20 protein-coding genes are annotated in these 20,592 nt (G+C 40.2%); 6 read left to right on the forward strand and 14 right to left on the reverse strand.

Annotated elements, in window-relative coordinates:
* A protein-coding gene (locus HT678_RS06180) for an IS3 family transposase (RefSeq protein ID WP_240153450.1) occupies nucleotides 1-1,383 on the forward strand; the annotation gives its coding sequence in 2 pieces (ribosomal slippage) (nucleotides 1-431 and nucleotides 431-1,383; 1,384 coding nt annotated over the 2 pieces). This gene is flagged as partial in the annotation.
* Nucleotides 1,384-1,604: 221 nt separating this feature from the next.
* On the opposite strand, the gene HT678_RS11530 is transcribed toward HT678_RS06180, so the two are convergent.
* The 3 genes from HT678_RS11530 to malQ form a co-directional block, all read right to left on the reverse strand.
* Nucleotides 1,605-1,811 carry a hypothetical protein gene (locus HT678_RS11530; protein ID WP_101514497.1) on the reverse strand — a complete coding sequence of 69 codons (207 nt, stop codon included), beginning with the start codon at nucleotides 1,809-1,811 and terminating at the stop codon, nucleotides 1,605-1,607.
* Between the two features lie 253 nt (nucleotides 1,812-2,064).
* On the reverse strand, nucleotides 2,065-4,323 hold the full coding sequence (locus tag HT678_RS06185; RefSeq protein ID WP_101514498.1) for a glycogen/starch/alpha-glucan phosphorylase: 2,259 nt from the start codon (nucleotides 4,321-4,323) through the stop codon (nucleotides 2,065-2,067).
* Between the two features lie 25 nt (nucleotides 4,324-4,348).
* Complete coding sequence (malQ, locus tag HT678_RS06190; protein WP_281623700.1) at nucleotides 4,349-5,914, reverse strand: 4-alpha-glucanotransferase; 1,566 nt, start codon at nucleotides 5,912-5,914, stop codon at nucleotides 4,349-4,351.
* Between the two features lie 609 nt (nucleotides 5,915-6,523).
* Between malQ and HT678_RS06195 the strand changes: the two genes are divergently transcribed.
* The 5 genes from HT678_RS06195 to HT678_RS06215 all read left to right on the forward strand — a co-directional run bounded on the left by HT678_RS06195 (nucleotide 6,524) and on the right by HT678_RS06215 (nucleotide 12,101).
* On the forward strand, nucleotides 6,524-7,795 hold the full coding sequence (locus HT678_RS06195) for an extracellular solute-binding protein (protein ID WP_000095469.1): 1,272 nt from the start codon (nucleotides 6,524-6,526) through the stop codon (nucleotides 7,793-7,795).
* Between the two features lie 111 nt (nucleotides 7,796-7,906).
* Complete coding sequence (locus HT678_RS06200) at nucleotides 7,907-9,199, forward strand: sugar ABC transporter permease (protein WP_000414964.1); 1,293 nt, start codon at nucleotides 7,907-7,909, stop codon at nucleotides 9,197-9,199.
* Between the two features lies 1 nt (nucleotide 9,200).
* Nucleotides 9,201-10,043 carry a sugar ABC transporter permease gene (locus HT678_RS06205; protein ID WP_001065638.1) on the forward strand — a complete coding sequence of 281 codons (843 nt, stop codon included), beginning with the start codon at nucleotides 9,201-9,203 and terminating at the stop codon, nucleotides 10,041-10,043.
* Nucleotides 10,044-10,304: 261 nt separating this feature from the next.
* Nucleotides 10,305-11,105 (forward strand): DUF1189 domain-containing protein, encoded by an 801-nt coding sequence (locus tag HT678_RS06210; protein ID WP_172924704.1) that lies wholly within the window; start codon nucleotides 10,305-10,307, stop codon nucleotides 11,103-11,105.
* Nucleotides 11,106-11,114: 9 nt separating this feature from the next.
* On the forward strand, nucleotides 11,115-12,101 hold the full coding sequence (locus HT678_RS06215; protein WP_023939941.1) for a LacI family DNA-binding transcriptional regulator: 987 nt from the start codon (nucleotides 11,115-11,117) through the stop codon (nucleotides 12,099-12,101).
* A gap of 29 nt (nucleotides 12,102-12,130) precedes the next feature.
* Here the strand turns inward: HT678_RS06215 and HT678_RS06220 are convergent, their stop codons facing one another.
* From HT678_RS06220 to hisS, 11 genes are all read right to left on the reverse strand, one after another.
* Complete coding sequence (locus HT678_RS06220) at nucleotides 12,131-13,072, reverse strand: YitT family protein (RefSeq protein ID WP_000806293.1); 942 nt, start codon at nucleotides 13,070-13,072, stop codon at nucleotides 12,131-12,133.
* Nucleotides 13,050-14,813, reverse strand: a complete 1,764-nt coding sequence (gene aspS / locus HT678_RS06225; protein ID WP_172924705.1) for an aspartate--tRNA ligase — start codon at nucleotides 14,811-14,813, stop codon at nucleotides 13,050-13,052. Before aspS ends, HT678_RS06220 begins: the two co-directional genes overlap by 23 nt.
* Before the next feature lie 155 nt (nucleotides 14,814-14,968).
* Complete coding sequence (locus HT678_RS06230; RefSeq protein WP_000832181.1) at nucleotides 14,969-15,199, reverse strand: hypothetical protein; 231 nt, start codon at nucleotides 15,197-15,199, stop codon at nucleotides 14,969-14,971.
* A gap of 17 nt (nucleotides 15,200-15,216) precedes the next feature.
* Entirely contained in the window at nucleotides 15,217-15,858 is a 642-nt protein-coding gene (locus HT678_RS06235) for a type II CAAX endopeptidase family protein (RefSeq protein WP_172924707.1), read from the reverse strand.
* A 9-nt stretch (nucleotides 15,859-15,867) separates the two neighbouring features.
* Nucleotides 15,868-16,566, reverse strand: a complete 699-nt coding sequence (locus HT678_RS06240) for an ABC transporter permease (protein WP_172924709.1) — start codon at nucleotides 16,564-16,566, stop codon at nucleotides 15,868-15,870.
* On the reverse strand, nucleotides 16,559-17,383 hold the full coding sequence (locus tag HT678_RS06245; protein WP_172924711.1) for an ABC transporter ATP-binding protein: 825 nt from the start codon (nucleotides 17,381-17,383) through the stop codon (nucleotides 16,559-16,561). Before HT678_RS06245 ends, HT678_RS06240 begins: the two co-directional genes overlap by 8 nt.
* 10 nt (nucleotides 17,384-17,393) lie before the next feature.
* Nucleotides 17,394-18,134: a DUF3169 family protein gene (locus tag HT678_RS06250; protein ID WP_172924713.1), complete on the reverse strand. Its 741-nt coding sequence runs from the start codon at nucleotides 18,132-18,134 to the stop codon at nucleotides 17,394-17,396.
* 11 nt (nucleotides 18,135-18,145) lie between these two features.
* Nucleotides 18,146-18,334, reverse strand: coding sequence for a hypothetical protein (locus tag HT678_RS06255; RefSeq protein ID WP_172924715.1), 189 nt, complete (start codon nucleotides 18,332-18,334; stop codon nucleotides 18,146-18,148).
* A complete protein-coding gene (locus HT678_RS06260) occupies nucleotides 18,334-18,540 on the reverse strand; it encodes a helix-turn-helix transcriptional regulator (RefSeq protein ID WP_001176233.1) in 207 nt (68 codons plus the stop codon). The genes HT678_RS06255 and HT678_RS06260 overlap by 1 nt, the downstream gene beginning before the upstream one ends.
* A 9-nt stretch (nucleotides 18,541-18,549) precedes the next feature.
* Nucleotides 18,550-19,014, reverse strand: coding sequence for a hypothetical protein (locus HT678_RS06265; RefSeq protein WP_172924719.1), 465 nt, complete (start codon nucleotides 19,012-19,014; stop codon nucleotides 18,550-18,552).
* The gene (gene hisS / locus HT678_RS06270) at nucleotides 19,014-20,294 is read right to left on the reverse strand and encodes a histidine--tRNA ligase (RefSeq protein ID WP_172924717.1); all 1,281 of its coding nucleotides are present in this window, start codon (nucleotides 20,292-20,294) and stop codon (nucleotides 19,014-19,016) included. Before hisS ends, HT678_RS06265 begins: the two co-directional genes overlap by 1 nt.
* Nucleotides 20,295-20,592: the final 298 nt, after the last annotated feature.

The raw sequence follows: 20,592 nt of genomic DNA on the forward strand, positions 1-20,592 counted from the left end.
TTATGATGATAAAGTTCAGATCTATGAACTTAGAAAACAAGGATATAGCTTAGAGAAGCTTTCAAATAAATTTGGGATAAACAATTCTAATATTAGGTACATGATTAAATTGATTGATCGTTACGGAATAGAGTTCGTCAAAAAAGGAAAAAATCGTTACTATTCTCCTGATTTAAAACAAGAAATGATTGATAAAGTCATACATGAAGGCTGGACTAAAGATAGAGTTTCTCTTGAATACGGCCTCCCAAGTCGTACGATACTTCTTAATTGGCTAGCACAATACAGGAAAAACGGGTATACTATTGTTGAGAAAACAAGAGGGAGAGTACCTAAAATGGGACGTAAGCCAAAAACGAGACCTGAAGAGAGGACAGAATTAGAACGTCTTCAAGCAGAAAATGAGTACCTGAGAGCGGAGAATGCCATCCTAAAAAAGTTAAGAGAACTCCGATTGAAGGAGGAAAAAGAGAAAGAAGAAAGACAGAAATTGTTCAAGAATTAATGACTGAGTTTTCGTTAGATCTTCTTTTAAAAGCCATTAAACTAGCTCGTTCGACCTACTACTATCACTTGAAACAGCTAGATAAACCAGATAAGGACCAAGAGCTTAAAGCTGAAATTCAATCCATCTTTATCGAACACAAGGGAAATTATGCTTATCGTCGGATTTATTTAGAACTAAGAAATCGTGGTTATCTAGTAAATCATAAAAGAGTTCAAGGCTTGATGAAAGTACTCAATTTACAAGCTAAAATGCGACAGAAACGAAAATATTCTTCTCATAAAGGAGACGTTGGTAAGAAAGCAGAGAATCTCATTCAACGTCAATTTGAAGGCTCTAAAACAATGGAAAAGTGCTACACAGATGTGACAGAATTTGCCATTCCAGCAAGTACTCAAAAGCTTTACTTATCACCAGTTTTAGATGGCTTTAATAGCGAAATTATCGCCTATAATCTTTCAACTTCACCCAACTTAGAACAAGTAAAAACAATGTTGGAACAGGCATTCACAGAGAAGCACTACGAGAATACGATTCTCCATAGTGATCAAGGCTGGCAATACCAACACGATTCTTATCATCGATTCCTAGAGAGTAAGGGAATTCAAGCATCTATGTCACGAAAGGGAAACAGCCCAGACAACGGCATGATGGAATCTTTCTTTGGGATTCTGAAATCGGAAATGTTTTATGGCTATGAGAAAACATTTAAATCACTTAATCAATTGGAACAAGCCATTATAGACTATATTGATTATTACAACAACAAGAGAATTAAGGTAAAACTAAAAGGACTTAGCCCTGTGCAGTACAGAACTAAATCCTTAATCTTATGCGTTTTGTTATGCAAAAATCACTGGAGTTTCCATACATATTAAGTGGAAATAGTTGAAATCAGTTCTTTTAATAACCATTGAATACCATATAGTACATTTACCCCAAATATGATATAGGCCGTATAAATCAAGTATTTTGATTTCTCCCGCCTCAAAGAATAAATCTTGTACAAGATAAACAAATTTAAAATAATAAATAATAGAGACAAAATCTTCCTCCAAAATCAATCATAAAAGTAGCCAGTCAGGCATAGTTCTAATATTTATTTTCGATTCGAGATAACAAACTTATCAATAAATAGCAAGTGAAATAAGGCCAGTACCAGACCCCAAACGCTACCACGAAAAGAGATTTCTTGATGATTGAGAGGAAGCAAATCGTTGTTACCTATATAGAGGCAGGTCAAAATAACAAATAAAATCCAAAATAAATCCGTCCATTTATATTTTGAAAAATATTTTTTCCACATAAAAACACCTTCTTTCCTACAATTATATTATAATACTTTATGTAAGCGAATACAAGAGTTATGAGGTAACCAACTACGAAAAAATATAAGGCTGAAGATAGTAAAAACCAGCATTTAAAGCCTTCACTGTATCTAGGATTTCCCTATTTTTAGACAAGATTGACCCAAATCCACAGCATTTAAAAAAGCGAATTTCAATCGAAACTCGCTTTTTTACAAAATGTATTAGTATGAATTTGATTTTCGAAGAGTATTAGTTCAAGTGCCAGATATCTTCGTTATACTGAGCGATTGTACGGTCAGATGAGAAGAATCCTGCTTTAGAAATGTTAACGATAACTTTATCCAACCATGCGTCACGGTCTTCGTAGTCAGCCAACATTTGCTCTTTGACTTTGATGTAGTCTTCCAAGTCAAGAAGAGTCATGAACCAGTCTTTGTTGATCAATTCATTGTAAAGACGTTCCAAGCGCTCTTTGTTTCCAGCTGCAAGAACTGCATCGCTAACAATGAAGTCAACCAATGGTTTGATAGCTTTACGAGCGTAGAATTCGCTTGATTTGTAAGCTGCTTTTGCGTAAAGGTCGATAACAGTTTCTGAATCTTCACCAAAGATGTAGATGTTTTCGTCGCCAACCAACTCAGCGATTTCCACGTTAGCACCGTCCATAGTACCAAGAGTCAAAGCTCCGTTCAACATGAATTTCATGTTACCAGTACCTGAAGCTTCTTTAGAAGCAAGTGAGATTTGTTCTGAGATATCACATGCTGGGATAAGGAAGCTTGCTGCAGTAACGTTGTAGTTTTCAACCATAACTACTTGCAAGTGTGGAGCTACTGCTGGATCGTTAGCAATAACTTCTGACATGCAAAGAATCAAGTGGATGATGTCTTGAGCGATTGTGTAGGCTGGAGCTGCTTTACCACCAAAGAAGATTGTGATTGGACGAGCAGGGATGTTACCAGCTTTGATGTCAAAGTATTTGTGGATTACGTACAAGGCATTCATTTGTTGGCGTTTGTACTCGTGAAGACGTTTGATTTGGATATCAAAGATAGAGTTTGGATTGATTTCCACACCTTGGTGTTCTTTCAAGTGACGTGCCAATTTACGTTTGTTGTGAGCCTTGATGCTTTCCAATTTTTCTTTGACAGCTGCTTTGTCTTCATAAGACAAGAGTTTTTCAAGCTCATCTGCTTCATGGTGCCAACCATCTCCAAGAATCTCATCCAAGTAGTGAGACAATCTTGGGTTAGCATGCATGAGCCAACGACGGAAAGTGATACCGTTTGTTTTGTTGTTGAATTTTTCTGGGTAAAGGTCGTAGAAGGCTTTCAACTCAGAATTTTTCAAGATTTCAGTGTGAAGTGCTGCAACCCCGTTAACGCTGTATCCGTAGTGGATATCCATATGAGCCATGTGAACACGTCCGCTCTCATCGATGATTTGAACAGCTGGATCTTTGTATTCTGCTTTCACGCGACGGTCCAATTCTTCGATGATTGGTACCAAGTGAGGAACCACTTCTTGCAAGAATTCAAGAGGCCATTTTTCAAGGGCTTCAGCAAGGATTGTGTGGTTAGTGTAGGCAGTCATGCTACGAACGATTGAGATTGCTTCGTCAAGCTCGATACCACGTGCAGTCAAAAGACGGATCAATTCAGGAATCACCATTGATGGGTGAGTATCGTTGATTTGCACAACTGCGTAGTCAGCAAGGTCATGCAAGTTGCTTCCTTTTTCGATTGCTTCGTCGATAATCAATTGCGCACCGTTTGAAACCATGAAGTATTGTTGGAAGATACGGAGCAATTCACCTTGACGGTCACTATCATCTGGGTAAAGGAAGAGAGTCAAGTTGCGAGCGATATCTGTCTTGTCAAAGTTGATACCATCTTTAATAATAGAAGAATCAACTGAATCCAAGTCAAACAAACGCAAGCGGTTCTTCGTTTCTGTCTTGTAACCAGGAACATCAATATCATAAAGAGTTGATGTCAAAGTAAAGTCTGCAAATGGTACTTGGTAGCTACGGCTTGAGCGAACCAACCAGTTTTGCTCTGTCAACCATGCATTTGGAATTGTTTCTTGTTGGTTGTTTTTAAGAACTTGTTGGAAAAGACCAAAGTGGTAGTTCAGACCAACACCGTCACCATTCAAACCAAGAGTCGCAATTGAGTCGATAAAGCAGGCAGCCAAACGTCCCAAACCACCATTACCAAGAGATGGTTCCAATTCAACTTCTTCAACTTCGATCAAGTCTTTACCTGCAGCTGCAAGTTCTTTTTTGACATCGTCGTAAAGACCAAGGTTAATCAAGTTGTTTGACAAGAGTTTACCAATCAAGAACTCAGCTGAGATGTAGTAAACTTTTTTCTTACCAGTGTTAACTGGTTTTTGGCTACTTGCAAGCTTGCTGTAGTTAAGAAGGGCAAGGTAAAGCTCTTCATTGCTACATTCTGCAATGGTTTTATTGTAACGATTTTGTACAAATTCTTGTAGTGATAACATGTTTAAGATGTCTCCTGATATTGTATTATTTCTTTAATTCTACCAAATTTTCATTGATTCGGCGATAGATTGTTGTTAAGTCAAGCAAACCTTCCTCAACAGCTGGTGTCAATTGCTCTTCAGTCATACGCCAAGACCAGTTTCCACCAAGGGTAGATGGGAAGTTCATACGAGCCGCCTCATCCAATTCTAGCAAATCTTGCATAGTTGCAATTGCCATGAAGCTAACTGATGAAAAGACTGTACGAAGCATAGCATGTGGCACTGTTTCGTATTCTTTACGGTTCGTGTAACGAGCCATGTACTCACGAGTCGCATCATCAATCTCGTTACGGTACCAACCAAGAACCGTATTGTTATCGTGAGTTCCTGTGTACATAACTGAGTTAGCAGGTGCCAAGTGTGGGCTATCGATACTTTCGTCTTCTGGGTTGAAGGCAAATTGAAGAATCTTCATTCCTGGGAAGCCAGTACGTTCACGCAACTCAATAACTTCATCTGTCATGAAGCCAAGGTCTTCTGCGATGATGTTTAGCTCACCAAGTTCTTCCTTAACGGCTGCAAAAAGCTTGTAGCCCGGACCTTTCACCCACTCACCAGGTGCTGCTGTATCGGAACCAGCAGGGATTTCCCAGTAAGATTCGAAACCACGGAAGTGGTCAATACGAACGATATCGTAGATTTTGAAGCTTTCACGCAAGCGTTCAATCCACCATTTGTAACCATCTTTGTCCATTGCTTCCCAGTCATAGATTGGGTTACCCCAAAGCTGACCAGTTGCAGAGAACTCATCTGGTGGACATCCTGCGATGCAAGTTGCCTTACCGTTGACATCTGTTTTGAAGAGATGCGGATTTGCCCACATATCGCTTGAATCTTCCGCTACGTAGATTGGCATGTCCCCAACGATTTCGATGTGGTTGTCGTTAGCGTAAGCTTTCAATTTCAACCATTGTTGGAAGAAGAAGTATTGAGTCACACGGTGGTAAACCAACTTGTCTGCCAATTGCTCACGGTAGCTTTCAAGTGCTGAAGCTTTACGAGCACGAACATCTGCATCTGGCCATTCAGTCCAAGCAAGATTGTCAAAATGCTCTTTGATAGCCATATACTCAGCAAAGAGCTCAAGCCATGATTGGTTGTCTTGAGCAAATTTCTCAAAATCTTTAACATCTCCTACTTCCAAGAAACGTTTTACCGCTTTTTCTAAAAGAGGACGACGTGCATAGTAGATTTTCGCATAATCAACTTCAGACGCATCGCTACCAAAGTCAACTCCTTCAAGGTCACTTGCTTCCAACAAACCTTGCTCCACCAAGATATCTAAATCGATAAAATGAGTGTTTCCTGCGAAGGCTGAGAAAGATTGGTAAGGAGAATCCCCGTAACTAGTTGTTCCTAATGGAAGGATTTGCCAGTAACGTTGTTTTGTGCAAACCAAGAAATCAACGAAGTCGTAAGCACTTTGACCAAATGATCCGATTCCGTAAGCTCCTGGAAGAGAAGAGATGTGCATCAACACACCACTTTGACGTTTTTTCATAATAGCACCTCGTGTGTTAAAATAATGGAACGTTGCGTATTTTTGCAGACGCAAACGTTTGCGCTACTTATAAGTATACTCCTTTTCAAGCATAATTGCAAGCGTTTTTAAAAAACTTTTTTGATTATTTTTAAGGAGACTAACCCATTTTAGCAAAGATAACTTATACTCAATGAAAATCAAAGAGCAAACTAGGAAACTAGCCGCAGGCTGTACTTGAGTACGGCAAGGCGACGTTGACGCGGTTTGAATTTGATTTTCGAAGAGTATTAAAACTATCTAATCCTAAAGTTTGACTCTCACGGGACAGTCTACAAAGTGCAAATCCTCCCCTAGAAAACTTGAATTTAGATGCAAGGGGCACAAAGATCCATAGAAAATAGATAGGAATTAGAAACAGGGAGGTAGCCCCTCCTGATTTCCCTCTTTAGATAGATTACATCTATTTTTTATTAAAAATACTGTATTCTTATCTATTTCACACTTTTCTTCTATTAAAAAGCAAAATCATGCTATCAAATCAAGCTTAAAAATTTTTTAAAATTTTTGTCAAAAACACTTGCAACCGTTTTCTATTTGTGCTATACTAAGTTCATAAAGGAAAACGTTTGCGTTTCCTTATCAATAAAACTTGTTATTCTTTAGGAGGAATACACTATGTCATCTAAATTCATGAAGAGCGCTGCGGTGCTTGGAACTGCTACACTTGCTAGCTTGCTCTTGGTAGCTTGCGGAAGCAAAACTGCTGATAAGCCTGCTGAGTCTGGTTCATCTGAAGCGAAAGAAATCACTCTTTACGTTGAGGACCAATACAAAGCTTATGCTGAAACAGTTGCTAAAGCTTATAAAGAGCAATCAGGCACAACAGTTAACATCAAATCTGGTGACCAACTTGGTGGGCTTGACAAACTTTCTCTTGACAACCAATCTGGTCAAGCTGCTGACGTTATGATGGCTCCATACGACCGTGTGGGTAGCCTTGGTTCTGACGGACAACTTTCAGAAGTGAAATTGAGCGATGGTGCTAAAACAGAAGATACAACTAAATCTCTTGTAACCGCTGCTGACGGTAAAGTTTACGGTGCTCCTGCCGTTATCGAGTCACTTGTTATGTACTACAACAAAGACTTGGTAAAAGACGCTCCCAAAACATTTGCTGACTTGGAAAACCTTGCTAAAGATAGCAAATATGCCTTCGCTGGAGAAGATGGAAAAACTTCTGCCTTCCTAGCTGACTGGACAAACTTCTACTATGCATACGGACTTCTTGCTGGTAACGGCGCTTACGTATTCGGACAAAACGGTAAAGACCCTAAAGACATCGGTCTTGCAAACGACGGTTCTATCGCAGGTATCAACTACGCTAAATCTTGGTACGAAAAATGGCCTAAAGGTATGCAAGATGGTACAGCTGCTGGAAACCTAATCCAAACTCAATTCCAAGAAGGTAAAACAGCTGCTATCATTGATGGGCCTTGGAAAGCTCAAGCCCTCAAAGATGCTAAAGTAAACTACGGTGTTGCGACTATCCCAACTCTTCCAAATGGAAAAGAATATGCTGCATTCGGTGGTGGTAAAGCTTGGATCATTCCTTCAAGTACTAAGAACCTTGAAGGCGCACAGAAATTTGTAGACTTCCTTGTTTCAACTGAACAACAAAAAGCTTTCTACGATGCAACTAACGAAATCCCAGCTAATACTGAAGCTCGTTCATACGCTGAAGGTAAAAACGATGAGTTGACAACAGCTGTTATCAAACAATTCAAGAACGCTCAACCAATTCCAAACATCTCTCAAATGTCTGCAGTTTGGGAACCAGCTGCTAACATGCTCTTTGATACTGTAAGTGGTCAAAAAGATGCTAAAACAGCTGCTAACGACGCTGTAACATTGATCAAAGAAACAATCAAACAAAAATTTGGTGAATAAAAAATTTGTTCAAGGGGGGTGGAATTCAAATCCCCCTTTGAATTTATCAATAGAGACACAAATAATTTAGCTTTCTTATAAAAAAAGTAGTATCCTATGAAAGGAGTTATTATGGAAAAGCAACAACCTAGTAAAGCAGCCCTGCTGTCTATCATTCCTGGATTAGGACAGATTTACAATAAACAAAAAGCCAAAGGTTTTATCTTCCTTGGTGTAACCATCGTATTTGTCCTTTACTTCCTAGCACTTGCAGCACCTGAATTGAGCAATCTCATCACTCTTGGTGACAAGCCCGGTCGTGATAATTCCCTCTTTATGCTGATTCGTGGTGCCTTCCATTTAATCTTTGTAGTCGTTTATGTACTCTTTTATTTCTCAAATATCAAAGATGCATATACGATTGCAAAACGCATTAACAATGGAATTCCAGTTCCACGTACTCTCAAAGACATGATCAAAGGGATTTATGAAAATGGTTTCCCTTATCTCTTGATTATTCCATCTTATGTTGCCATGACCTTCGCGATTATCTTCCCAGTTATCGTAACCTTGATGATCGCCTTTACCAACTATGACTTCCAACACTTACCACCAAACAAATTGTTGGACTGGGTTGGTTTGACAAACTTTAGTAATATCTGGAGTTTGAGTACCTTCCGTTCTGCCTTTGGTTCTGTTCTTTCTTGGACCATCATCTGGGCTTTGGCAGCCTCAACTTTACAGATTGTGATTGGTATCTTCACAGCTATCATTGCTAACCAACCATTTATCAAAGGAAAACGTATCTTTGGTGTTATTTTCCTTCTTCCTTGGGCTGTCCCAGCCTTCATCACTATCTTGACATTCTCAAACATGTTTAACGATAGTGTCGGAGCTATCAACACCCAAGTATTGCCAATCTTGGCTAAATTCCTTCCTTTCCTTGATGGCGCTCTTATTCCCTGGAAAACAGACCCAACTTGGACTAAGATTGCCTTGATTATGATGCAAGGTTGGCTCGGATTCCCATACATCTACGTTCTGACCTTGGGTATCTTGCAATCTATTCCTAACGACCTTTACGAAGCAGCTTATATTGACGGTGCCAATGCTTGGCAAAAATTCCGCAACATCACTTTCCCAATGATCTTAGCTGTTGCGGCACCTACTTTGATTAGCCAATACACCTTCAACTTTAACAACTTCTCTATCATGTACCTCTTCAACGCTGGAGGACCTGGTAGTGTCGGTGGTGGAGCTGGTTCAACCGATATCTTGATTTCATGGATTTACCGTTTGACAACAGGTACATCTCCTCAATACTCAATGGCGGCAGCTGTCACCTTGATTATCTCTATCATTGTCATCTCAATCTCTATGATCGCATTCAAGAAACTACACGCATTTGATATGGAGGACGTCTAAGATGAATAACTCAATTAAACTCAAACGTAGACTGACTCAAAGCCTTACATACCTTTACCTGATTGGTCTATCAATTGTCATTATCTATCCACTGTTGATTACCATTATGTCAGCCTTCAAGACTGGTAACGTAGTAGCCTTTAAACTAGACAGCAACGTCGACTTTAGTTTTGCTAACTTCCAAGGCCTCTTCACTGAAACCTTGTACGGTACTTGGTACCTCAACACCTTGATCATTGCCTTGATTACCATGGCTGTTCAAACAAGTATCATCGTACTTGCTGGTTATGCCTACAGCCGTTACAACTTCTTGGCTCGTAAACAAAGTTTGGTCTTCTTCTTGATTATCCAAATGGTGCCAACCATGGCCGCTTTGACAGCCTTCTTCGTTATGGCACTTATGTTGAACGCCCTTAACCACAGCTGGTTCCTCATCTTCCTCTACGTTGGTGGTGGTATCCCGATGAATACTTGGCTCATGAAAGGCTACTTCGATACAGTGCCAATGTCTTTAGACGAATCTGCAAAACTAGACGGTGCAGGACACTTCCGCCGCTTCTGGCAAATTGTTCTTCCACTTGTTCGCCCAATGGTTGCCGTACAAGCTCTCTGGGCCTTCATGGGACCTTTCGGGGACTACATCCTCTCTAGTTTCTTGCTTCGTGAGAAAGAATACTTTACTGTTGCCGTAGGTCTCCAAACCTTCGTTAACAATGCGAAAAACATGAAGATTGCCTACTTCTCAGCAGGTGCTATCCTCATCGCCCTTCCAATCTGTATTCTCTTCTTCTTCCTACAAAAGAACTTTGTTTCAGGACTTACAAGTGGTGGCGACAAGGGATAATTTATCCCCGCCACCCTTTTTCATTTTATACTCTTCGAAAACCTCTTCAAACCACGTCAGCTTCCATCTGCAACCTCAAAACAGTGTTTTGAGCAACCTGTGGTTAGCTTCCTAGTTTGCTCTGTGATTTTCATTAAGTATTAACGATTGTTACTGTAAGTAATGTCCTTACAACAAGCAATTTTTCTCCTAGACTTGAAATAAAGCGAATTTCTCTATATAATAATACTCATATAGAAAACACCTTTTAGAAAGATACCTATGCTTCCATATCCATTTTCCTATTTTTCAAGTATTTGGGGATTTCGTAAGCCCCTGTCCAAACGTTTCGGGCTCAACTGGTTTCAACTACTCTTTACCAGTATCTTCCTTATCAGCTTGTCGATGGTACCCATTGCCATTCAAAACAGCTCACAGGAGACTTATCCGCTAGAAACCTTTATCGATAATGTCTATGAACCATTGACAGATAAGGTTGTCCAGGATCTCTCTGAACATGCTACAATTGTCGATGGCACATTAATTTATACAGGAACAGCTAGTCAAGCGCCTTCTGTTGTGATTGGTCCAAGCCCAAGTAAGGAGTTCCCGAAGGACTTGCAACTGCATTTCGATACAAATGAGCTAGTCATCAGCAAGGAAAGCAAGGAACTGACCCGCATCTCTTACCGAGCCATTCAGACTGAGAGTTTCAAAAGCAAAGACAGCTTGACCCAAGCAATTTCTAAAGACTGGTACCAACAAAATCGTGTCTATATCAGTCTCTTCCTAGTTCTCGGTGCCAGCTTCCTCTTTGGTTTGAATTTCTTTATCGTCTCTCTAGGAGCTAGTCTTCTCCTTTATATCACTAAGAAATCACGCCTCTTTTCATTTAGAACCTTTAAAGAGTGCTATCACTTTATCTTGAACTGTTTAGGATTGCCGACTCTGATTACACTTATTTTGGGATTATTTGGCCAAAATATGACAACCCTGATTACTGTACAAAATATTCTTTTTGTTCTGTATCTGGTCACTATCTTTTATAAAACACATTTCCGTGATCCAAATTACCATAAATAGGAGATTTTTATGCCCGTTACGATTAAAGACGTGGCCAAGGCTGCTGGTGTTTCGCCTTCAACCGTAACCCGTGTTATTCAAAATAAATCAACCATTAGCGACGAAACAAAAAAACGTGTTCGCAAAGCTATGAAGGAACTTAACTACCACCCAAACCTCAACGCTCGTAGCTTGGTAAGCAGCTACACTCAGGTGATTGGTTTGGTTCTTCCTGATGACTCAGACGCCTTCTACCAGAATCCTTTCTTTCCATCGGTTCTACGTGGCATCTCTCAAGTCGCATCTGAAAACCACTATGCCATTCAGATAGCAACAGGAAAAGATGAAAAGGAGCGTCTCAACGCTATTTCACAAATGGTCTACGGCAAGCGTGTAGATGGGCTAATCTTTCTCTATGCCCAAGAAGAAGATCCCCTCGTCAAACTCGTAGCAGAAGAACAGTTCCCCTTCCTTATCTTAGGTAAATCTCTATCTCCTTTCATCCCACTTGTCGACAACGACAATGTTCAAGCTGGTTTTGATGCGACTGAATATTTCATCAAAAAAGGCTGCAAACGCATTGCCTTTATCGGAGGAAGTAAAAAGCTCTTCGTGACCAAAGACCGTTTAACAGGCTATGAACAGGCGCTTAAGCATTACAAACTGACCACTGACAACAATCGCATCTACTTTGCCGACGAGTTTCTGGAAGAAAAGGGCTATAAATTTAGCAAGCGATTATTCAAGCACGATCCACAAATTGATGCCATCATCACAACCGATAGCCTCCTAGCTGAAGGTGTTTGTAACTATATTGCCAAACACCAGCTGAATGTCCCTGTTCTCAGCTTTGACTCGGTTAATCCCAAGCTCAACTTGGCAGCCTATGTCGATATCAATAGCCTAGAACTTGGTCAAACATCATTTGAAACGATTCTTCAGATTATCAACGATGCTAAAAGCAATAAACAAATTTGTTACCGCCAGTTGATTGCCCATAAAATTATAGAAAAATAAAAACCAGCTCACGCTGGTTTTTTTGGTCACTAATTATCTATCTCAACAAATCTTCCTAGAATATGAACATTTTCCGAGACAGAGACAAAGGCGCTTGGATCCACTTGTGTCATAATCTGTTTAAATTCATTAAACTCTGCACGTGTAATGACAGTGATTAAAACTGCCTTTCTCTCGTGATTATAGGTTCCTTCTGCATCATGGATCATGGTTGCTCCGCGGTGCAATTTTTTATGGATTTTCTCAATTACTTTATCTGGATGATTGGTCACAATCATAGCCTGCATGCGTTTTTGCTTGGTAAAAACAGCGTCTGTCACACGGCTAGAGACAAAGATGGTAATCATAGAGTAGAGAGCGTATTTCCAACCAAAGGTCAAACCTGCTATCAGCATGATGGTCCCATTTACCAAGAGAGAAATACTACCGACATTCTTACCTGTTTTCTTGCGAATAGTCAGGCTGACGATATCCGTCCCACCACTGGAGATATTGTTGCGAAGAGCAAAACCAATCCCCAACCCCATAACAACACCCCCAAAAAGGGCATTGATAATGGGATCCTCCGTCAAGGTTGCCACAGGGACAAACTGGATAAAGAAGGAGCTCATAGACACCGTGATAAAGGTAAAGACAGTAAACTTATGGCCAATCTGATACCAAGCCAAGACCATCAAAGGGAAGTTAATGGCGTAGAAGGTTAGCGAAATCGGAATATGAAAACCAAACCAGTGATTACTCAAGGCAGAGATAATCTGTGCCATACCTGTTGCACCACTCGAATACACATGCCCTGGTTGGAAAAAAAAATTAACTGCTACTGCTGATAAAAAACCATAGACCAGAGAGGCCGAAATCTTCTCATCATATTTTTCGCGAGAGATGCTTTGTAAGACACGTAAAATTTTTATCTGATAAGCAAAGCGGCGCAGATAATAGCGCCACCGCTTAATTCGTTTTGCTTGTTTCATCTTCTTCTACTTGTAAGCTGAGTTCCTCTAGTTGTTTGAGTGCTACTGTTGATGGAGCTTGTGTCATTGGGTCACTTGCCTTGTTGTTCTTAGGAAAGGCAATGACTTCACGGATATTTTCTTCTCCTGCTAAGAGCATGACAAAGCGGTCAAGCCCGATAGCCAAACCACCGTGTGGTGGGAAACCATAGTCCATGGCTTCAAGAAGGAAGCCAAACTGGTCATTTGCTTCTTCGGCTGAGAAACCAAGAGCCTTGAACATACGTTCTTGAAGGTCTTTTTGGTTGATACGAAGGCTACCACCACCAAGCTCATAACCGTTCAAGACGATATCGTAAGCAATGGCACGAACCTTAGCCAAATCACCTTCTAATTCGTGAGCTGTTTCTTCCTGTGGAAGTGTGAATGGATGGTGGGCGCTCATGTAGCGGCCTTCTTCTTCAGACCATTCAAACATTGGCCAGTCAACCACCCAAAGGAAGTTGAATTTATCGCTATCAATCAAACCAAGCTCTTTGGCAATACGTCCACGAAGGGCACCAAGCGTTGCATTAGCCACTTCAAGCGTATCTGCCACAAAGAGAACCAAGTCCTTATCTTCAAGCGCAAGTGCTGCTGTCAATTCTGCTTGGATGTTAGTCAAGAACTTAGCAACTGGTCCATTTAATTCTCCATCAACAACCTTAACCCAAGCAAGACCTTTGGCACCATACTGTTTGGCTACTTCTGTCATCTTGTCGATGTCTTTACGTGAATAGTTGTCCGCAGCTCCTTTGACCACAATGGCTTTTACAGCAGGTGCTTCTGAAAAGACTTTAAAGTCTACACCTTTGACTACTTCTGTCAAGTCCTGAAGCAACATGTCAAAACGAGTATCAGGCTTGTCAGAACCGTAACGAGCCATAGCGTCATCATACTTCATACGTGGGAAAGGCAGAGTGACTTCGATGCCTTTAGTCTCTTTCATCACGCGCGCAATCAAACCTTCTGTAATATCTTGGATTTCTTGCTCCGTAAGGAAAGATGTTTCCAAGTCGACCTGGGTAAACTCAGGTTGACGATCTCCACGCAAGTCCTCATCACGGAAACATTTGACGATTTGGTAGTAACGGTCAAAACCAGCATTCATCAACAATTGCTTAGTGATTTGTGGACTTTGAGGAAGAGCGTAAAAATGCCCTTTATTAACACGAGACGGCACTAAATAGTCACGCGCCCCTTCTGGCGTTGACTTAGAAAGGAATGGTGTCTCCACGTCGATAAACTCCAACTCATCCAAGTAGTTGCGGATAGAATGGGTCACCTTAGCACGAAGTTTAAGATTTTCCAACATTTCTGGACGACGAAGGTCAAGGTAACGGTAACGCAAACGCGTATCGTCATTGGCCTCAATCCCATCCTTAATCTCAAATGGTGTTGTTTTTGCTGTATTGAGCACTATCAGAGCTGTTACATTTAACTCAACCGCACCAGTTGGCAACTTATCATTGGCTTGCTCACGCGCAGCGACCTGTCCAGTCACCTCGATAACAAATTCGCTACGAAGGCTTTCAGCTGTTGCCATAACCTCGGCAGATACTTTTTCAGGATTGATAACCAACTGCATGATTCCTTCACGGTCACGAAGGTCAATAAAGATCAAACCACCAAGGTCACGACGACGGCCAACCCATCCTTTCAAGGTTATTTCTTGTCCGATGTGTTCCTCACGAACACGACCAGCATACATACTACGTTTCATGTTTTCTCTCCTCTTTTATTCTGTTACTATTTTACCATAAAAGCGCAGGCTCTTCATGAAAATCAGCAGAAAAGTTTGCCAGTCTTTAAAAATCAGGTAAAGTCCCTAAAAATTAACGCCCATACAAAAAATCCGATGAACTTCACCGGACTCTTTTATTTTGAATTGTTGCCTGCTTTACGCTTTTCAGCAATTTCAGCTGCCTTTCGAGGCAAGACAATTTCCGTTATGTAAGCTGTCCCAAAACGCAAGACACCTGCAATAGGGGCAAAGACAACTGCTAGATAGTTATAGAAGAAATCGCCTTTGAAGGCATAAGCTAGCGCCCCAATGATGAAAAATAGAACGACTGCTTGAATCACTGCTAATAAAATTACTCGTTTCATGTGACCTCCTGACTCTATTATAGCATGAGAATCATCAAAAAGCCGACTAAATTATTCAAAGCGTGAAGAGAAATACTGTAGACCAGACCTTTTCTGCTAATATAAGCCAAGCCCAAACTAAAACCAAGGCTAAAATAGACAAAAAATTGTTGCACATCACCTGGGAAATGAATCAAGGCAAACAAAACACTCGATACCAGAAGAAAAATCAGAGTTTGTTTACTATTGTCCTGCTTAGGAAAGAGGTAGCGTGCTAACATCCCTCTAAAGATAAGTTCTTCCGTCAAAGGAGCAAAAATAACGACCGCAAAGAATGAGAAAAGTGGTTGAGACAAGGTCAAGTCTATCGCTATTTGCTGATTTACTGAAGGATCATTTGGCAAGAAAAACTGGACAACAAGAGATAAGAACCAAACCAAGGCAGGAAGCCAAATAAATCGGTTGAAGCCACTCTTCTCAATACGAACAGGACCTTTCTGATACCATTTGTAAATACCGTACACATAAACTCCAGCCAAGGCCACATAGAGCAAGGTCACAGCATAGGGTGAAGCGCCTAAGGCAAGCGAAGTAGTCGCGAGCCCCTGAATGAAGCCATAGATGAATAAAAAGGATAGAATGGCTAGAAGAAACCAGCCAAGGTTTTTAAGTAGTTTCATAAAGGACTCCTATCTTGCTTTATAACTGTTTTTCAATACAAAGAGGTTTGCTATTCCTAACACAAGTACCCAGGCAAGTAACATGCCGATATTAGAAAAAGATATTTCCCCACCTTTTTTATTTAAAAGATTTACAATAGGACCGATGAACGAATAATCCAACACTTTTTGAGCCGTATCATTTTGAAGAGCAATTATAGGTAAAAAAGAGACAATTAACATAGGGAAGATACTATAAACTTGCGCTTTAGATTGAGTATCTGATACCGCACCGATTAGAAGGTTGAGAAAAATAACACTAATAGTTGCTAAGACCAAATAGATAACGTAGGCAAATAAATAACCAGATACATCTACTTTAAGATAGATGGGAAGTACAATCATAGCAAGTAACATTATCAGAATAGGGAGAACAAGCATACTGAAAGTATATTCTGTTGCTGTCACACCACTTAGGATGAGTGATTTAAGATTTCGTTTTGCCTTATCTTCTGCCATCATAATCGATACCATATAACCACTTCCCATGCTCAAGACCATCGTCAAGCTAGCAGATAGTAAAAATAGGCTCAATTGTCCATTCTTATTTAAAAATTCATTATATAAAACAGCAATACCAAAAGGCATCAATAAAGTCGCCAACAAAGTTGAATTGCTAATAAGGACTTGTAATCTTAACCATAGTAGGGCATTTAATTTTCTAAACATCTAACTTTTCTCCTATCAATCTGATAAAGATTTCTTCTAGTGTCGGCTCACAAGAGTGAACCACCATCAAATCTGTCGTGTCTAAATGTGGCAATTCTTCAAATGGAACGATCTGTTCTCGTCCATCGTTATAAACCACATGTACTTTCTTATCCACATGATACTTCTGGATAATATCTTGTGGACTTCCATACTCTATTAAGTTTCCCTTATTTAAAAGAGATAAGCGATCACAAAGCAGAGTTGCCTCATTCATATCATGCGTGGTCAGAAAGATAGTTGTCCCCGCCTGCTTTAATTCTTGAAGTAGGGTATGAATCATCTTAGATGTTGTAGGGTCTAAGCCACTGGTTGGCTCATCTAGAAAGAGAATCTTAGGAGCATTCAGAAGGGCACGAGCCAAGAACATTCGTTGTTTCATTCCTGTAGATAGTTTTTCTGCGATAATATCTTTAGCATCTGCCAATCCAACCTGTTGGAGCACCTGATTTACTCTATCTGACTTGAGACCATATAACTTAGCATAGATGAGAAGATTTTTGTAAAGACTCATCTTTTCATAAAAACCACTTCCATCACTAACAATACCAATTTGTTCCAAATCATTTGAGGTTAAATCTTGAGAATTCTTGCCTAACAAAACTGTTTTACCTTGATCTGCAGCCAACTGACCTGTCAAGACGTTGATCATGGTTGTTTTACCTGAGCCAGAAGGGCCAAGAAAACCAAAGATTTCGCCCTCCTTAATCTCAAAAGAAATCTGATGAAGAGCTTTTTTGCTCCCAAAACTTTTGCTTACATTTTCAACACGAATCATAGAAACTCCTTTATTTGAAATAACGTTTCACCATAGGTAACTGCATCACATTGATATAAATATGGATAGCTCCGACAAGCAAAAAGGCTAGTAACTGAATCTCTCCTGTCAAGAAAGAAATGATAAAAAGAAAAATATATAAGACTGGTAAGACATACTGATTTAATTGGAATAAAATTCGAAAACTCTGTTCCAAATTAGCCTGACGCTCCCCTTCATCATAAGAATTTACATACTCTAAAACATCCTTTGGTGTTGAGAAAAATGCCAAATCAAACTGACGAACAATCGCAATGGTCTTAAAAAGATATTTTTGAACACTGAAAATCAGCACTAATGCCAAAAAAGAAAGAGATAAGGTTAGATGGCTTCCATTTAGTACAATTGCTTCACTACCTGAGATGAAAAGAGCCAATAAAATCGCTACACTTGCAATATTAAAAGCAATGGTTCCAAACTCGAGATTCCGATACATTTGCACATAATAGGTTTCATTCAGATTATCATCCATTTCCTCTTGATACAAGGAATGAAATTTTCTGCTTTTCTTTAAGAAATTGAATGTCAAAAGAATGCTAATGAAACCTAACACTAAACAAATAGCTGATATCCATGGTATCAAGACTTTCACATCTAACATGATTCCGTGGGATTCGGCAACAGCCTTAAACATCCCTACAAAAATGCCCAAGAAAAATCCCAAGACAACAACCATTAAAAACAACAATCCACGGTTCTTTTTCTTTTCCATATTCATTCTCCTTATTTACTTGCTAAATTGTTTGCTTTCTTTTCAATCCAGTCAACGACTGGGATAAGAGCAAAGTAGGCCCAGATAAATTGGTCGCTGTAATAGAGATCAAACCATCCTAGATTTGTTCCAATTAGTAGACACAGGCTGACTAATAGAGCTATGGCAACTACATAATAAATCACTCTATACTTGTTCATCACTCGTCCTCCTCCAAGCGAAATACCGATTCGACTGTTTCGTTGAAAATCTGAGATATTTTCAAGGCAATCACAACGGACGGGGTGTATTCGTCCCGTTCTAGTAAGCTAATGGTCTGTCTGGAAACCTCTGCTAGCTTGGCTAGTTCGGTTTGATTGAGACCATCGCGAGCTCGAAGCTCTTTTAGACGATTTTTTAGTTGCATGTTACACACCTACTCTCCGTCAAATTCAACGGTTTGAATATCCTCAATACGTTGCAACTTGAATTTTTCTTTCCCCTTTTTATCAACACGACGTAGCTTGACCCATTCCTCATCAACATCCACAACTTCCCAGTTATCTGTTCCAAAAACTTGTCCAACGATTGTCGGTGTTTTCCCAATCAATTCTTTTAAAATTCTTGACATTTCTTTATTTCCTTTCTGTTTTTGCTCAATTCTTTTGATTTTATTCTCTAGTTTCTTGACCTTTTGGGAATGGTAGATATAATACATAATCACAAGAGGTACAAATCCTAATGCCCACATAATCGTTCCTTTCTCCTTTTCTCTTAACTTGCTTATATTGTAACACATCTTTTTCTTTTTGACAAGCACATTTGTCAAAAAGTTTAGGATTTTTGTCATTTTGCAAAAGAAAAAGGTCAGGAATAAGATCCTGACCAGTTTTTCTACTATTAAAAGCCTAGTTTTTCAAAGATTTCTGAGAAGTTTTGGCTGATTGCATCAAGTGACACTTGCACTTCTTCTCGGGTTTGGTTGTTCTTGACCGTTACTTGTCCGCTTTCGACTTCGCTTTCTCCGAGGGTGATGAGGGTCTTAGCCGCAAAGACATCGGCTGACTTGAACTGAGCTTTGAGTTTACGGTTGAGGTAATCACGCTCTGCTTTGAAACCTTGTTGACGAAGAGCCTGTACCAATTCCAAGGCCTTGACATTTGCTCCATCACCCAAGACTGCGATATAGACATCTAGGGCGTTTTCGATAGGGAGGGCCACACCTTGCTTTTCAAGAATGAGAAGCAGGCGCTCTACACCAAGTCCAAAACCAAATCCAGCAGTTTCAGGGCCACCAAAGTAAGAAACCAAACCATCGTAACGACCACCCGCACAGACGGTCAGGTCATTACCCTCAATCTCAGTGATAAACTCGAAAATAGTGTGATTGTAGTAGTCCAGACCACGCACCATATTGGTATCGATGATATAGTCTACTCCAAGATTTTCCAACATCTGACGCACAGCATCAAAGTGAGCTTGGCTTTCTTCATCAAGAAAGTCCAAGATAGACGGTGCATTCTCTACAGCCACCTTATCTTCTTTTTCTTTAGAGTCCAAGACACGAAGAGGATTTTCCTCCAAGCGACGTTGGCTATCCTTAGACAAGGTCTCCTTGAGCGGTGTCAAATAGTCAATTAAGGCTTGACGGTAGGCCGCACGGCTCTCAGGATTTCCAAGAGTGTTAAGGTGCAATTTGACACCTTGGATACCGATTTCTTTCAAGAAATGGGCTGCCATCGCGATGGTTTCCACATCGGTAGCTGGATTGCTAGAGCCAAAACACTCAACACCAATCTGGTGGAACTGGCGCAAACGCCCTGCCTGTGGACGCTCATAGCGGAACATAGGGCCCATGTAGTAGAACTTACTTGGCTTTTGCACTTCTGGGGCGAAAAGTTTATTTTCCACATAGGAACGGACAACGGGCGCTGTTCCTTCTGGACGGAGGGTGATATGGCGGTCACCCTTGTCATAAAAGTCGTACATTTCCTTGGTTACGATATCCGTTGTATCTCCGACAGAGCGACTGATAACCTCGTAATGCTCAAAAATAGGCGTGCGCACTTCTGCATAGTTGTAACGCTTGAAAATCTCACGGGCAAAGCCCTCAACGTACTGCCACTTGGCAGATTCAGCAGGTAAAATATCCTGCGTTCCTTTTGGTTTTTGTAATTTCATAGGGAATCCTCTTTAAACTTAATAGTCTTATTTTACCATAAATAAAGGGATTAAAACAGTGAGAAAAAAATTAGGATTTCCCCAAAATCATTCATACCTCTCTCAACTAGATGTAACTTACAAAACCCCTGACCTCATGAGCCACTTTCTTCCTCCTCATGAGGCCAGTTTTACTTTCTGCTGTTCCAGTATCATTTTTCCTCGCTAGATTTCCTCAAAAGGGCATACTCCTCCCTTGGTGCGTCACACGATTTTTTCATCTCGACTGTTCTTTAATGTATCATTAACGACGCTTTTC

The organism is Streptococcus sp. 3167 (assembly GCF_013277175.1).
GTDB classification, from domain to species: domain Bacteria; phylum Bacillota; class Bacilli; order Lactobacillales; family Streptococcaceae; genus Streptococcus; species Streptococcus pseudopneumoniae.